Source organism: Streptomyces longisporus (genome assembly GCF_039532765.1).
In the GTDB taxonomy this organism is placed as follows: Bacteria; Actinomycetota; Actinomycetes; order Streptomycetales; family Streptomycetaceae; genus Streptomyces; species Streptomyces longisporus.
The window spans coordinates 374,274-388,781 of sequence record NZ_BAAASG010000009.1; the positions used below are offsets into that span (position 1 = coordinate 374,274).

A 14,508-nucleotide genomic window follows, 5' to 3' on the forward strand; every position below is an offset into this window, starting at 1 on the left:
GCCATAAGTCCAAGGCAATATTCTTGTGGAACCGATGCAAGGCGTTTATGAGACGAGGCCGGTCATGAGTCTGCGCCAGATGGAGTACTTCCTGGCGGTCGTCGACGAGGCGTCCTTCACCCGCGCGGCCGAGGCCCTGCACGTCTCCCAGCCCGCCCTCTCGCACCAGATCAAGGCCCTGGAGCGGTCGATCGGCGGCGCCCTTCTGGAGCGCATGCCGCGCGGAGTGCGCCTCACGCCGATGGGCCGCGCCTTCCGGCCGCACGCCGAGCGTGCCGTCCGCAGCGCCGCCCAGGCCCGCCGCGCGGCCCGTGCCGCGGCCGGCGCCGAGGGCGGCGAACTGCACATCGCCGCCGTCCACTCCGTCGCGGTCGGCGTCCTGCCGGACGTGTTCGCCCGCTGGCGTGCCGCCCACCCCCGCGTGCTGCTCCACCTGCACGAGTACGCCACCTCCCAGGCCCTGGAGGAGGAGATCGAGCGCGGCACCGCGGACCTCGCCGTCGGCCCCGCACCCGCCGACTGTCCCGGCACCGTCGTGCCGGTCGGCGAGGAGGAGGCCGTCCTCGTGGTCCCCTTCGACGACCGCCTCGCGGGCCGTACGACGGTGACCCTGCCCGAACTCGCCGACCGCCACTGGATCCGCTGCGCCATGGAACCCGTCGTGCACGGCGAGCGCTTCCTCGACTGGGCCTGCGGGCTGTCCGGTTTCACGCCGCGCACCGCCGTGTGGACCGAGCACACGTCGACGGCCGTACGGATGGCAGCGTCCGGGGTCGGCGTCTGCGTCGCCCCCTCCCACATCGTGCGTGGAGCAGTGGGAGAGGACTGCACGGTCCTCTCCCACACCCCACCCTGGCGCCGCCAGATGACCGCCTTCGCCCGCGTCCCACCAACCGGCGCGGCAGAGGCTTTCGTGGACCTCCTCAGGACGTCGTGGCCGGCGCCGGGAACATCGGTCTCCCTGGCGGACCAAGCAGGCTGACCGAAGCCCACCGGGACCGGCAGCGCCCCCGTAAGGGGCGCGGGGAACTGCGCGACAAGCCACGACGCAGCCGCAGACGACCGACGAGCCCTCGCTGCCCCCGCGGCGGAGCCGCAAAGCAACGCAGCCCGCGGACGGCTCAGTCCGCGGCAACCCGCTCCAGCAGAGCCACCGGCAGCCGCCCGAAAAGCTCCCCCACCCGCGCGTGCCCCTCAAACTCCCGCCCGGGAGACAGCACATCGGACCAGCGTCCGTCCGGCAGGGGCAGCACGGTGTCCCCCCAGCCCCCCGCCTCCGCCAGCCGCAGCGACAACCGCGTCACGGCCGTGACGACCTCTCCGGACCGTGCGAACGCCACGCAGTGGCCCGCCGCCGGGCCCTCGGCGGTCAGCGGCGCGTACGTCGCCCCCTCCCCGAAGACCCCGGGCCGCCGCGCACGAAGCCGTAGCGCCGCCGCGGTCACCTCACCCTTGTCGCCGGGATCCGCGGAGGGCGGGAACCGCACCGGACGCCGGTTGTCCGGGTCCACCAGCGCCAGGTACTCGCCCTCGGTGCCCTGGTAGACGTCCGGCACGCCCGGCATCGTCAGCTGGACCAGGGCGGTCCCCAGCACGTTCGCCCGGATGTGAGCCTCCAGCGACCCGCGCAGAGCCACCACGTGCTCGCCCGGAGCCCCGCAGGGACCCGCCGAGACGAACGCCGCCACCGCCTCCTCGTAGGCGGGTTCCTGCTCCGTCCAGCTCGTCAGCAGCCCGGCCTCGCGGACATGCTTCAACAGGGCCTGCTGAACACGCTCCTCGGCCGCCGCACCGAGCCCGAACACCGTCTGCCACGCCGCCCACGCCACCTGCGCGTCCGGCACGCCCTCACCCGCCCGCGTCACCTCCGCCAGCACGTCCGCCCAGCGCTGCGGACACTCGGTGAGCACGGCCAGCGCCGCCCGTACGTCGGCACTGCGCTTCGTGTCGTGGGTCGACACGACGGTCCCGGTCGCCGGCCAGTCGCGCTGCACGCGCGCGCAGTAGGCGTGAAAGTCCTCCGCGGACACCGCCGGGTTCCCCGGGTTGCCGCCCACCTCGTTCGCCGACAGCAGCGGCACATGGCGGTAGAACGCCGTGTCCTCCACGGACTTGGCCCGCAGCGCGGACGCGGTCTGCGCGAACCGCGCCCGGAACTCCACGTGGTCGGGCCCGTCGCCATGCAGCCCGAGGACCAGATCCCGTACGACGTCCACCGCGCCGGCCTCCTCCGGCACGACGAAGGCGAGCCGGGCCTCGGCCGCGGCCTCCTCGGTGACCACGGCGGCCGCGTCCCCGGAGGCGTACGGCCGGTAGACCTCCAGGCGGACCAGCAGCTCCTGCAGCGCCGTGCGCAGCGCCCAGGGAGCGCGGTCGCGCAGCGCGGGATCCGGCGCGGCGGCGCAGAGTCTGCTCGCCACCCGGGTCAGCCGGTCGATCTCGGTGGCCAGCTCGTGCGTGAGCACCTTGTACGCCGCCCGCCGTACCGTCGCGGCCCAGTCGCCGCCCCGGTCCGTCTGCGGGGCCGCGAACCGCCGGTACTGGCCGAGGAGTTCACCGAACCCGGCCGGATCGGTGAAGAGGCCGTCGACGTGCCGCAGGGCGTCGTAGCCGGTGGTGCCCGCCACGGGCCAGGAGGCCGGCAGGGACTCCCCGTCGGACAGGATCTTCTCCACGACCGTCCAACGCCCGCCGGTCGCCTCGTGCAGCCGCCGCAGATACGCGTCGGGGTCGGCGAGCCCGTCGGGATGGTCGACGCGCAGCCCGTCGAGCACTCCCTCGTGCAGCAGCTGCAGGATCTTCGCGTGCGTGGCCTCGAACACCTCCGGGTCCTCGACCCGCACCCCGATGAGCTCCGAAATGCTGAAGAAACGCCGGTAGTTGAGCTCGGTACGGGCCAGCCGCCACCACACCGGCCGGTACCACTGCGCGTCCAGGAGCTGCGGCAACGGCAGTTCCCCGGTGCCCTCGCGCAGCGGGAACACATGGTCGTAGTAGCGCAGCACGCCACCGTCGACCCGCAGCTCACCGATGACCGAGCCGAGCGGGCCGCCCAGCACCGGCAGCAGCACCTGGCCGCCCTGCGCCTCCCAGTCGATGTCGAACCAGCGCGCGTACGGCGACTTGGGGCCCTCCCGCAGCACCTCCCACAGGGCGCGGTTGTGCCGCGGAGCCATCGCCATGTGGTTCGGCACGATGTCCGCCACCAGACCGAGACCGTGCTCCCGCGCGGTGCGCGCCAGCGTGCGCAGCCCCTCCTCGCCACCCAGTTCCTCACGCACGCGCGCGTGGTCGACGACGTCATAGCCGTGCGCCGAGCCCGGTACGGCCTCCAGGACGGGGGACAGATGCAGGTGCGAGACGCCGAGCGAGGCCAGATACGGCACGGCGGCCGCCGCGGCCGCGAACGGGAACTCGGGCTGCAGCTGCAGCCGGTAGGTGGCCGTGGGCAGCAGGGGGTCGGGTCGCTCAGGTGTCATGCAAACCTACGTACCCGCCCTGCCGCCCTTCGTGTCATCGTCCCCTGCACGGGTGCACGCGCGCGTGGCTAGCGTCGAACGATGGGGAGCACCGGGCGAACGTACAGGGACGTCATCGGCCTGACCGGGCCGCTGCTGCCGGTGGTGTCCTTCCTGGGACGGCTGCCGACGGCCACGATCCAGTTCGGCAGCGTGCTGCTGGTCGCCCGCACCAGCGGGTCGCTGGCCGCCGCGGGGCTGACCGGCGGGGCCCTCGCGGCCGGGCAGGTGACCTGCGGCCCGCTGGTGGGGCGGCTCGCCGACCGGTACGGCCAGCGCACGGTCGTGCTCGCCTTCTCCCTCGCCAACGCCCTTGCGATCGCCGCACTCGTCGCCGGGGCGCTGGCCGGCCTGTCCGTCGCTCTGCTGGCGCTCCTCGGGGCGGTGGCGGGCGCGACCGTGCCGCTGATCGGCCCCCTGGGCCGCGCCCGTCTGGTGGCGCTGGCCCGCCGGTCCGCAGCCCCCGAGTCCACGGTCGGCGCCGCCCTCGCCTTCGAGAGCACCCTCGACGAGATCTCCTTCGTCCTGGGCCCCGCCCTGGTCGGCCTGGCCGCCGTACTCGCCCACCCCGCCTACGCCCTCGGCGCCGCAGCACTCCTGGTGGCCGTGTGCGGCAGCGGCTTCGCGATGCACCCGACGGCGAGGGCGACACGGCGCGGCCGTCCGGCCCGGAGCGTTCCGCGCCCCCGCATGCCCCGCTCCGTCCACCCCCTCCGCGCCGCCCTGGCCCTCCAAGGAGCGATGTTCGGAGCCTGCCAGGCGGGTATCACCGCGCTGGCCGAGCGGCTGGGGCAGGAGGAGCAGGCCGGTCTCGTGTACGCCGCCATGGGGGTGATGAGTGCGGTGGCGGGCCTCTCCATGGCCGCCGTGCCCGCACGCATCCCCCTCACGGTCCGCTGGCGGGCGGCGACCACGGCCGCGTGCGTGCTCTCGCTGCCCCTGCTGTGGACGCAGAGCATGGGCGGCCTGTATGCGGTCGTCACCGTCCTCGGTGTCGCCTATGCCCCTCACCTGGTCACGGTGTTCGGCCTCACCGAGCGGGCGGTACCGCCCACCCGGCTGGCCGAGGCGATGGCGTTCGCGACCAGTGCGATCGTCGGCGGGCAGGCCCTCGCGGTCGCCGTCGCCGGCCGCCTCGCCGAGTCGTACGGCCCTGCGGCCGCCTTCGGCGCGGCGAGCACGGCTGCCGCACTCGCCTGCACGATCGCCCTGACGGCGCGCCCGTCCTCGTACACCGGGCCCACCACCGAACACGCCCACCACGCGCGCGTACCGGACGAGCGGCCGGCCACACCGACGCGGGAAGTGGACCCGGAGCCGACCTAGACCGGCCGCTGCAGCACCGTCAGACTGCGGTCCACCAGCGTCAGCCGGTCGCCCGCCTGTACCTTCGGGCCGGTGTGCGGCGGCACCCCGTCCGCGCGGGCGGTGTCGACGACCACCTCCCACTGGCGGCCGTGGTTGACGGGCACCACGAAGTCCAGCGTCCTCGGCGAGGCGTTGAACATCAGCAGGAACGAGTCGTCGGTGATCCGCTCCCCGCGCGTACCCGGCTCGGAGATCGCGTTGCCGTTGAGGAACACCGTCAGCGCCGAGGCCGGCGCCGAGTCCCAGTCCCGCTGGGTCATCTCCTTGCCCTCCGGTGTGAACCAGGCGATGTCCGACAGCTCGTCATGGGTGCCCTCCACCGGGCGTCCGTGGAAGAAGCGGCGCCTGCGGAAGACCGGATGGTCCTTGCGCAGCCACACCATCGCGCGCGTGAAGGCCAGCAGCTCGCCGTCGGCCCCGTCCTCCTCCGCGTCGGGATCCAGCCATGTGACCCAGGACAGCTCGTTGTCCTGGCAGTAGGCGTTGTTGTTGCCGCGCTGGGTGCGCGCGAACTCGTCGCCGTGGCTGATCATCGGCACGCCCTGGGAGAGCATCAGCGTGGCGACGAAGTTCCGCATCTGGCGCGCCCGCAGCTTCAGCACCTCGGCGTTGTCGGTCTCGCCCTCCTCCCCGCAGTTCCAGGACCGGTTGTGGCTCTCGCCGTCCCGGTTGTCCTCGCCGTTGGCCTTGTTGTGCTTCTGGTTGTACGAGACCAGGTCGTGCAGGGTGAAACCGTCGTGGCAGGTGACGAAGTTGATCGAGGCGAGCGGGCGCCGCCCGTCGTCCTGGTAGAGGTCCGAGGAACCGGTCAGCCGGGACGCGAACTCGGCGAGCGCGCGCTGCTCGCCCCGCCACAGGTCCCGTACGGTGTCGCGGTACTTGCCGTTCCACTCGGTCCACAGCGGTGGGAAGTTGCCCACCTGGTAGCCGCCCTCGCCGACGTCCCACGGCTCCGCGATCAGCTTCACCTGGGAGACCACCGGGTCCTGCTGCACCAGGTCGAAGAACGACGACAGCCGGTCCACCTCGTGGAACTGGCGGGCCAGCGTCGCCGCGAGGTCGAAGCGGAAGCCGTCGACGTGCATCTCGGTGACCCAGTAGCGCAGCGAGTCCATGATCAGCTGCAGGACGTGCGGGGACCGCATGAGCAGCGAGTTCCCGGTGCCCGTGGTGTCCATGTAGTAGCGCGGGTCGTCGGTGAGCCGGTAGTACTGCGGGTTGTCGATGCCCTTGAAGGACAGCGTCGGGCCCAGGTGATTGCCCTCGGCCGTGTGGTTGTAGACGACGTCCAGAATGACCTCGATGCCCGCTTCGTGCAGCGCCCGGACCGCCGACTTGAACTCCAGGACCTGCTGGCCGCGGTCGCCCCAGGAGGCGTACGCGTTGTGCGGGGCGAAGAAGCCGATCGTGTTGTAGCCCCAGTAGTTGTTCAGGCCCATGTCGACCAGCCGGTGGTCGTTGACGAACTGGTGCACCGGCATCAGCTCCAGCGTCGTCACCCCCAGCTCCACCAGATGCTCGATGATCACCGGGTGCGCGAGCGCCGCGTAGGTACCACGCAGTTCCTCCGGCAGTCCGGGGTGCTGCATGGTGAGGCCCTTGACATGGGCCTCGTAGATCACCGTCTCGTGGTAGCCGCGCCGCGGCCGCCGGTCGTCACCCCAGTCGAAGTACGGGTTGACCACGACCGACGTCATCGTGTGCGGCGCCGAGTCCAGGTCGTTGCGCCGGTCGGGTGCGTCGAAGTGGTAGCCGTAGACCTCCTCGCCCCAGCGGATGGAACCGCTGATCGCACGCGCGTACGGGTCGAGCAGCAGCTTCGCCGAGTTGCAGCGCAGCCCGCGCTCGGGGGCGTACGGACCGTGCACACGGAAGCCGTAGCGCTGTCCGGGCATGATGCCGGGCACGTACGCGTGCCGTACGAATGCGTCGCTCTCGCGCAGTTCCACCGCCGTCTCCGAGCCGTCGTCGTGCAGCAGACACAGCTCTACTCGGTCCGCGGCCTCTGTGAAGACCGCGAAATTGGTGCCGGCGCCGTCGTATGTGGCGCCGAGCGGATACGCCTCGCCAGGCCAGACCTGCATGGACACGACTCTTTCAGGTGGAACGCGCCCCCGGGGGCGCCTTGGCGTCGAGTGTCCCCGAAAGTGATGGAACCACCTATGACTTACGTCCCTCTTACCGAGCGACCTGTGCATACGCCGTATGGCAACGCCGTATGCCAATCAGTGGGGCAGAAAAGTACTCCCGGGGATGAAGGGGGAGTAGGGGGCAAATGTGCGCAAGATAGTGCACCGTCACCTGGGCAAGGTGGTGGCCGGTGCGGCCATAGCAGTGGCCGGAACCGCCGTGATGGTCGGGATCACGCTGCCGGGGACGGCGGGGGCCGACGATTCGGGAGGGACCAGGGCGGGACAGGCCCGGCAGGCGGCTCAGGCGAACGGCACGCCCGCTCCGGGTGTCGTGGAGCAGGCCCCGGCCGAGGGCGAGAAGGGCAAGGGCCTCGATCCGCTGACCGACGACGAGACGAAGCGCGTCGAGAAGATCGCGCTGAGCCCGCAACTGCTGAACTCCGGTGAGAACGTCGAGGGGGCCCGCGGCCCGCAGCGCCTCACCGTGGAGCTGACCGAGCCGGACACCGACCAGCCGGACAGCGCGAACGCGCCCCGGCGCGCGGACGTCACGTTCTACGACTACCGGAACGACACCGTCGTCACCAAGACCGTGAACCTCGACACCGGGAAGGTCGAGGAGACGAGCACCCAGCACGACGTCCAGCCGCCGCTCAGCATCGCCGAGCAGACCGAGGCGGCCCGGCTGCTGATCGCGGACCCGCTGGGCGCGGGCCTGAAGGCGGACTACAAGGACGCCACGGGCAAGGAACTCACCTCCCCGGACCAGCTGACGCTCACCAGCATGGTGTTCCGGGCGACCCCGGGCGTGAAGCCGGCCGAGCTCGGCAAGTGCGGCGAACACCGCTGCACCCGGCTCTTCCCGAAGGTCAGGAACGGTGCCTGGATCGACACCCGGGACTTCGTGATCGACCTGAGCGCCCGCAAGGTCGTCAGGCTCGGCTGAGCCGGGTTCCGTTCACTTTTCACACTTGCTTCTCCTGTGAGGGAGTCACTTCGTCATGCACGTCAACAGAGACAGCCGTGCCCGCCGCAGTGCGCTGCGCAGGCGGGCCCTGGTGGGCCCGCTCGCGGTCGGGCTCGCCCTCGGCGGCACGGCAGCGGCACCGGCCTTCGCCGACCACAAGGAGGCGGCCGCCGCCGCGGCCCCCCAGTGCAGCGCGGCCTACCAGATCGAACAGAAGCTCTCCTCCGGCACCACCTGGCGGATGTGCTGGCGCTTCGAGAGCAGGTCCGGGGTCGTCCTGGACGACATCTCCTACCAGCCGCCCGGCGAGTCCCAGCCGATCAAGGTCCTCAACAGCGCCAAACTCGCCCAGATCGACGTGCCCTACGACGACGGCAGCGTCGAGTACAACGACGTCACGGACTACAACTTCGGCGACGGCCTGCTCAACCTCACGCCCGACGAATGCCCGGGCGGCACCATCAAGACCGTCAAGGTCGCGACGCCCTTCTACTCGGACTCGCCGAACGTCAACGGCCTGTGCGCCACGACCCGTTCCCGCGGCCACGCCTACCACCTGCTGTCCGACGCCAACAAGACCTACCAGGCGCAGGGCAAGGACCTGCTCCTCTACACGGTCAACAAGGTCGGCTGGTACGAGTACATCACCGAGTGGCGCTTCCAGGACGACGGCACGATGAGCATGAACGCCGGCGCCACCGGCAGCCTCTCGCCCGACGACTACGACGCGGGCGACGGCCGCGGCTGGCCCATCGGCAAGGGCGCCAAGGCCTACGCCACCAGCCACAGCCACAACATCTTCTGGCGGCTCGACTTCGGCCTCGACGGCTCCTCCAAGACCAAGGTCGAGCAGTACGACTCGAAGGTCAGCGCCCCGGTGGGCGGCCAGCAGGCGCCGACCAACAAGACGACCCTCACCAAGGTCACCAAGGAACTCGCCGGCGACGCCAAGGACATGCGCTGGTGGCGCGTGGTCAGCACGGCCGGCAAGAACGCGGACGGCCACCCGCGCTCGTACGAGATCGTCCAGGGTCCCACCGCGAAGTACCCGGGCCGCAGCTTCACCCAGCACGACGTGTACTTCACCGAGTACAACAAGTGCGAGCAGTACGCCAGCGGCAACCCGCTCAACTGCGGTGCCGGTCACGGCACCTCCGTCGACAAGTGGGTCAACGGACAGACCCTCACCCACCCCATAGTCTGGGTGAATGTGGGTTTCCACCACATAGCCCGGGACGAGGACCAGCAGCCGATGCCGGTCCACTGGCAGGGCTTCTCCATCGCCCCGCGCGACGTCACGGCTATGAATCCGCTCACTCCGGCCGACCTTGTCGGTCAGAACGGGCACTGGCGCTAGGGCAGTTGAGAATCGACCTGTCCATCCGGCTGCACCGCTGACTGCTCCCGGAGTACCCTTCCTTGATCGTTGACACGGGGAAGCTCGGGGGAGCGGAAGGCGGTGCGCGGGTGGGGTCGGGAGGGCTGGAGTTGCCCCCTGGTGACGAGGGTCACGAGGGGAACTCCACAGATGTCCCGCCCGGCACGGTGTCCCTGGCCCGGCCGATGGCGACGAGTTCGATCGGGCCGGAGCTGGACTGGGATGCCGACGCCTGGCGCGAGGTGCGTACGCGCGCCCAGCGAGCCGGCCGGGCCTACATCTGGCTGAACCTCGTCGAACAGCGGCTGCGCGCGGTCGTGGCCGCTGTTCTGCGGCCCATCTACGAACCCGTCCACGGCGACGACTGGGTGGTCGCCGCGGCCGGGCCGGCCGGCCAGGAATGGGTGCAGCGGGCGGTCGCCGTACGGGAAGTCAGCCGCCGCAAGGGCTATCTGCTCGACCCGGCCGACGACAACGTGCTCAGCTTCCTCACCCTGCCCCAGCTGCGCGAGCTGATGGTGCAGCACTGGCCCTGCTTCGAGCCGTACGTCGACGACCGCCGCGACGTCGAACTCGCCCTGGACGAGCTCGAGGTCACCCGCAACGTCGTCTCCCGCAACCGGGCCCTGTCCGAGGCCGTCCTGAACCAGGCCGAGCGGGCCTCGGCGAAGCTGCTGGACGTCCTCGGCGCGGCCGGGGACGTTCCGTCGGCCCGCCGGCTGCCCGTGGACGCGGTGGAGGAACTGGTCGGCGACCGGTACGCGGACGTGGTCGCCGTACACCCCGACCGGGTGCGGCTGCTGCGCCAGTTCCCGGCCGAGGACATCTTCGGCGGCGCCCGCCGCCTCGACGCCGTCGGCATCGGCCTCAACCTGCTCGTGCAGAACTTCTCCGGGCGTCGGCTGGTGCGTCTGGCCGAGGCGGGCTGCCGGGTCCGGCTGCTGTTCCTCAACCCGGCCTCCAGCGCCGTCAAACGGCGCGAGCGGGAACTGGGGATGAAGCGCGGCGAGTTGAGCCGTGCGGTCGAGATGAACATCCTGCACATGCGCCGCGTCCGGTCCAGGCTGCGCGACCCGGCCGCCTTCGAGATCCAGGTCTACGACGAGACCCCGCGCTTCACGGCCTACCTCGTCGACGGCGACGGCACGGACGGTGTCGCCGTCGTGCAGTCCTATCTGCGGCGCTCGCGCGGCATGGAGGCTCCGGTGCTGGTCCTGCGCAACGGCAGCCGGGTGGTCAAGCCGGACGACATGGACAAGGGAGTCGAGAGCGGGCTCTTCCCGACATACCGCGAGGAGTTCGAAACGTCCTGGGCGGATTCGCGGCCTGTGTCCTGAACTGTCGTCGGGGTCAAGCGGAATGCGGTCCTCGGATTGTCAGTGGCCCATGGGAAGGTGGAGACCACTGGGGGAAAGCACCACCAAGAAGGGGGGCCACGCATGGGCTGGCACCGGGAGCTGCTGATCGGCTTCGACCTGGAGACGACCGGGACCGATCCGCGTGAGGCGCGCATCGTGACGGGGGCCGTGATCGAGGTCAGGGGCGGACAGCCCCTGGGGTACCGGGAGTGGCTGGCGGATCCGGGCGTGGAGATCCCGGCGGACGCCGTGGCGGTGCATGGCATCAGCAATGAACGTGCGGCGGCTCAGGGTCGCCCGGCAGACGAGGTGGCGAACGCCATCGCGGACGTCCTGGCGACGTACTGGAAGACGGGCGTCCCGGTCGTCGCCTACAACGCGACCTTCGACCTGAGCCTGCTCTCCGCGGAACTGCGCAGATACGGACTGCCGTCCCTGCGCGACCGACTGGGCGGACTCGACCCCGCCCCGGTCATCGACCCGTACACCATCGACCGCTGGGTCGACCGCTACCGCTGCGGCAAGCGCAACCTCGAAGCGGTCTGCACGGAATACGGCGTCACCCTCGACGCCGCCCACAACGCCTCCGCCGACGCCCTGGCCGCAGCCGGCCTGGCCTGCGCCATAGCCACCCGCCACCCCAAGATCGCAGCCCTCGGCCCGGCGGAACTCCACCTCCGCCAGATCGAGTGGTACGCGGAGTGGGCGGCGGACTTCCAGAACTTCCTGCGCGGCAAGGGGGACCCCACCGCGGTCGTCGACGGCACCTGGCCCCTTCGGGAACCGGCGTCCGAAGGGGCGCGGGGCTGAGTCGATGTGCGGCTCCGCCGCGCGGGCGCGACCAGCCACACAGACCCCGCAGTCGCCGGACAACAACAAGCCCCGGATCAATAGGCGCTCAGAACGAATACCACCGCACCGCCTCGTCCCCGTCCCGCAACGACGCCACCCGGCGTTTGAATTCGGCCAAGGCCTTGGGGTTGCTCGGTGCATGCTGGGCCACCCATGCGCAGCTGGCCGTCTCACGCGCCCCGCGCAACACACCGCACCCCTCCCACTCCCGCACATCCCACCCGTACACCTCGGTGAACTCCTCATAAGCCGCGGCAGGCAACCCGTAGCGGTCACGCGAAAGCGCCATCACCACCAGATCGTGCTCACGCAGATCCGCCGAGCAGGTCTCCAGGTCGACCAGAACGGGCCCGTCCGGCCCGACATGCACATTGCGGGGCAGCGCATCGCCGTGGATGGGCCCGGGCGGCAGATGCGGAACGAGCGCCGCGGCGGCCGCGGCGAACCCGTCGCGGCGCTCACGCAGATACGCCGCGTCCGCGGGATCGATCGCATCGCCCGCGAGCCGCAGCCAGCGTTCCACACCGCCCAGCAGCTCGCGGGGCGGCAGCTCGAAGGCATCGACAGGGGGAGTGGGCAGTGCATGGACGACCCGTAGCAGTTCGGCCAAATCCCGGGGCACGGCCGGTCGTACGGCATCCGGGATCCGGTGCCATACCGTCACCGGGTGACCCCCGACCAGCAGCGGCTCGGGCTCCGCCGCCCGCACCGCGGGCACTCCCGCCTCGGCGAGCCACAGCGCGATGTCCAGTTCGCGGCGCGCCCGGTCCAGGAGTTCGGCGTCACGGCCCACCTTGACGACCAGGTCGCCGGAGGCGAACACCGCGTTCTCGCCCAGGGCGAGCAGCCGTGCGTCCCGCGCGGGACCGGGCAGCACCCGCGCCGCGGCCAGTACGTCCCGCGCCCGTGACTCGTCCATCGCCTTCCTCCCACGTCCGTATGCATCGGTGAACTGCGTCGAGATCGCGCCACCCACCGGCCCAGTCTCGCATTCGCACAGGTCGGACCGTGTGCGTACGGCCTTGACGGTGCATACCCCCTTCACGACCATGACTCAGGCCCGCCGGGTCCGAACGTCACGAGCCGCGCAGAGGAGCCGATCACATGACACTGGTGACCGCGACGAGGCGGTCGGCGCAGGGCGTGCCACGCACCGCCGGGGACCGTCGGCTCCCGGACCGCGGGCCCTGGTTCCTGGTGCTGCCCGCGCTGATCCCGATCCTCGTGCTGAGCGTCGGACCACTGCTCTACGGCATCCTGCTGGCCTTCACCGACGCCCAGTCGGGCCGCACCAGGTCCACCGAGTGGATCGGCGGTCTCAACTTCCAGGACCTGCTGCACGACACGCTGTTCTGGGAGTCGTTCCGGATCGGGCTGGTGTGGGCGGTCGGTGTGACCGTGCCGCAGTTCCTGCTTGCGCTCGGCCTCGCCCTGCTGCTCAACCAGGACCTGCGGCTGAGATGGCTCGCCCGGGCCCTCGCGATCGTCCCCTGGGCCATGCCCGAGGTCGTGGTCGGCATCATGTGGCGGCTGGTCTACGACCCGGACGCGGGCGTCCTCAACGAGACGCTGCGCGACCTGGGCCTCGGTGACGGGCGGAGGATGCTGCCGACGGGCACCCAGGCGCTCAGGGACCCGGCCCTGCACACGGCCGAGAACGGCTGGGCGACCGGCACCGCCCTGGCCGCCCACCTCCGCTCGGCGCCCGCCCAGTCCGTCCGCGGCTACCCCGAATGGAAGGACAAGGTGGCGACCCCCGCGTTCCAGGAGTACTACAGCGGGGCCATCGGCCTCGGTGAACTGCGCAGACGGCTGGAGAAGGACGGCAACCTGGTGCTCGCCCGCTACCAGCGCTGACAGCCGGCGGCGGGGCGGACGCCACGGAAAACCCGTTGCCCGGGGAGCGGCCGCTCTCCTAGCGTGCCGTTCGTGGCAGCGAACAACGCGATCATCAACTCCGGTCTCGGCCGGGGCTGCACGCATTCCGTCCGGATGCGTCGTGGCCCCGGAGCCCTGACCGGCCCGGGGAGCCCCACCCGCTGACTCCACGCGGTGCGATCCGCCCCCGTCTTTCTCTTCGCTTTCTCTTCTTGCCTTCCGGTCAGGGCCTTCGGCTGCCCGTTCCCCCTTCCCGGAAGACAAGGACCGCCGCCATGGCCCGCTCCAGCCCCGTTTCCCGCGCGCTCTCGCAGAACTTTCTCGCCGACCGCGCCACCGCCGAACACATCGCCCGGCTCGCCGTCCCGCACCCACGGCAGGCACCCCTGCTGCTCGAAGTGGGCGCGGGCAAAGGCGCGTTGACCGAGCGGCTCGCCCCGCGGTGCCGCGAACTGCACGCGTACGAGATCGACCGACGGCTCGTCCCCGTGCTGCGCAACCGGTTCTCCGGCACGGCCCAGGTGCGGGTGATCGGCGGTGACTTCCTCGCCGCGCGGCACCCGCGCACCCCCTTCTCCGTCGCCGGAAACGTGCCCTTCTCCCGCACCGCGGCCATCGTCGACTGGTGCCTGAGGGCCCCCGCTCTCACCGATGCCACCCTGCTCACCCAGCTGGAGTACGCCCGCAAACGCACCGGTGACTACGGGAGTTGGACCCTGGTCACCGTCATCAGCTGGCCCCGCCACGAGTGGCGGCTGGTCGGCCGCGTGGCCAGGACACGGTTTTGGCCCGTGCCCCGCGTCGACGCCGGGGTCGTACGCATCGAACGGCGCCGCACCCCACTGCTCGAACCCGCCGCGTACGACAGCTGGCGCTGCCTCGTGGAGCTGGGCTTTTCGGGCGTCGGCGGCTCGCTGCACGCCTCGCTGCGGCGTGCGCACCCGAGGCGCCGGGTGGACGCCGCGTTCCGGGCGGCGGGTCTGGGTCCCCGGGTGCTGGTCGGGGAGGTGGCACCCGGGCGGTGGCTGAGGCTGCACGAGGTGCTGGCCGGGTGACC

The 14,508-nt window shown here is 71.3% G+C and carries 11 protein-coding genes; 8 read left to right on the forward strand and 3 right to left on the reverse strand.

Annotated features, from left to right (window positions below; all coding sequences use genetic code 11):
* Positions 1–64: 64 nt before the first annotated feature.
* The gene (locus ABD355_RS20620) at positions 65–982 is read left to right on the forward strand and encodes a LysR family transcriptional regulator (RefSeq protein WP_344401960.1); all 918 of its coding nucleotides are present in this window, start codon (positions 65–67) and stop codon (positions 980–982) included.
* A 139-nt stretch (positions 983–1,121) separates the two neighbouring features.
* On the opposite strand, the gene treY is transcribed toward ABD355_RS20620, so the two are convergent.
* Positions 1,122–3,479 carry a malto-oligosyltrehalose synthase gene (gene treY / locus ABD355_RS20625; protein ID WP_344401961.1) on the reverse strand — a complete coding sequence of 786 codons (2,358 nt, stop codon included), beginning with the start codon at positions 3,477–3,479 and terminating at the stop codon, positions 1,122–1,124.
* Between the two features lie 81 nt (positions 3,480–3,560).
* Between treY and ABD355_RS20630 the strand changes: the two genes are divergently transcribed.
* Positions 3,561–4,844, forward strand: coding sequence for an MFS transporter (locus ABD355_RS20630; RefSeq protein WP_344401962.1), 1,284 nt, complete (start codon positions 3,561–3,563; stop codon positions 4,842–4,844).
* Here ABD355_RS20630 and glgX read toward each other — a convergent pair.
* Entirely contained in the window at positions 4,841–6,970 is a 2,130-nt protein-coding gene (glgX, locus tag ABD355_RS20635) for a glycogen debranching protein GlgX (protein WP_344401963.1), read from the reverse strand. The genes ABD355_RS20630 and glgX overlap by 4 nt on opposite strands.
* Before the next feature lie 193 nt (positions 6,971–7,163).
* Here glgX and ABD355_RS20640 point away from each other — a divergent pair, with 193 nt between their 5' ends.
* The 4 genes from ABD355_RS20640 to ABD355_RS20655 all read left to right on the forward strand — a co-directional run bounded on the left by ABD355_RS20640 (position 7,164) and on the right by ABD355_RS20655 (position 11,531).
* Positions 7,164–7,964, forward strand: a complete 801-nt coding sequence (locus ABD355_RS20640; protein WP_344401964.1) for a Tat pathway signal sequence domain protein — start codon at positions 7,164–7,166, stop codon at positions 7,962–7,964.
* Positions 7,965–8,019: 55 nt separating this feature from the next.
* Positions 8,020–9,342: a copper amine oxidase gene (locus ABD355_RS20645; protein ID WP_344401965.1), complete on the forward strand. Its 1,323-nt coding sequence runs from the start codon at positions 8,020–8,022 to the stop codon at positions 9,340–9,342.
* A 110-nt stretch (positions 9,343–9,452) separates the two neighbouring features.
* The gene (locus ABD355_RS20650; RefSeq protein WP_344402069.1) at positions 9,453–10,700 is read left to right on the forward strand and encodes an SAV2148 family HEPN domain-containing protein; all 1,248 of its coding nucleotides are present in this window, start codon (positions 9,453–9,455) and stop codon (positions 10,698–10,700) included.
* A gap of 102 nt (positions 10,701–10,802) precedes the next feature.
* Positions 10,803–11,531, forward strand: coding sequence for a 3'-5' exonuclease (locus ABD355_RS20655; RefSeq protein ID WP_344401966.1), 729 nt, complete (start codon positions 10,803–10,805; stop codon positions 11,529–11,531).
* 88 nt (positions 11,532–11,619) lie between these two features.
* Here ABD355_RS20655 and ABD355_RS20660 read toward each other — a convergent pair whose 3' ends face one another.
* Complete coding sequence (locus ABD355_RS20660) at positions 11,620–12,492, reverse strand: phosphotransferase enzyme family protein (protein WP_344401967.1); 873 nt, start codon at positions 12,490–12,492, stop codon at positions 11,620–11,622.
* 185 nt (positions 12,493–12,677) lie between these two features.
* Here ABD355_RS20660 and ABD355_RS20665 point away from each other — a divergent pair, with 185 nt between their 5' ends.
* Positions 12,678–13,430 carry a carbohydrate ABC transporter permease gene (locus ABD355_RS20665; RefSeq protein WP_344401968.1) on the forward strand — a complete coding sequence of 251 codons (753 nt, stop codon included), beginning with the start codon at positions 12,678–12,680 and terminating at the stop codon, positions 13,428–13,430.
* A gap of 296 nt (positions 13,431–13,726) precedes the next feature.
* Positions 13,727–14,506 (forward strand): ErmE/ErmH/ErmO/ErmR family 23S rRNA (adenine(2058)-N(6))-methyltransferase, encoded by a 780-nt coding sequence (erm, locus tag ABD355_RS20670; protein ID WP_344401969.1) that lies wholly within the window; start codon positions 13,727–13,729, stop codon positions 14,504–14,506.
* Positions 14,507–14,508: the final 2 nt, after the last annotated feature.

Coding starts and splice junctions, on each gene's coding strand:
- ABD355_RS20620 (WP_344401960.1), top strand. CDS start 65: ATGAGTCTGCGCCAGATGGAGTACTTCCTGGCGGTCGTCGACGAGGCG.
- treY (WP_344401961.1), bottom strand. CDS start 3,479: ATGACACCTGAGCGACCCGACCCCCTGCTGCCCACGGCCACCTACCGG.
- ABD355_RS20630 (WP_344401962.1), top strand. CDS start 3,561: ATGGGGAGCACCGGGCGAACGTACAGGGACGTCATCGGCCTGACCGGG.
- glgX (WP_344401963.1), bottom strand. CDS start 6,970: ATGCAGGTCTGGCCTGGCGAGGCGTATCCGCTCGGCGCCACATACGAC.
- ABD355_RS20645 (WP_344401965.1), top strand. CDS start 8,020: ATGCACGTCAACAGAGACAGCCGTGCCCGCCGCAGTGCGCTGCGCAGG.
- ABD355_RS20655 (WP_344401966.1), top strand. CDS start 10,803: ATGGGCTGGCACCGGGAGCTGCTGATCGGCTTCGACCTGGAGACGACC.
- ABD355_RS20660 (WP_344401967.1), bottom strand. CDS start 12,492: ATGGACGAGTCACGGGCGCGGGACGTACTGGCCGCGGCGCGGGTGCTG.
- ABD355_RS20665 (WP_344401968.1), top strand. CDS start 12,678: ATGACACTGGTGACCGCGACGAGGCGGTCGGCGCAGGGCGTGCCACGC.
- erm (WP_344401969.1), top strand. CDS start 13,727: ATGGCCCGCTCCAGCCCCGTTTCCCGCGCGCTCTCGCAGAACTTTCTC.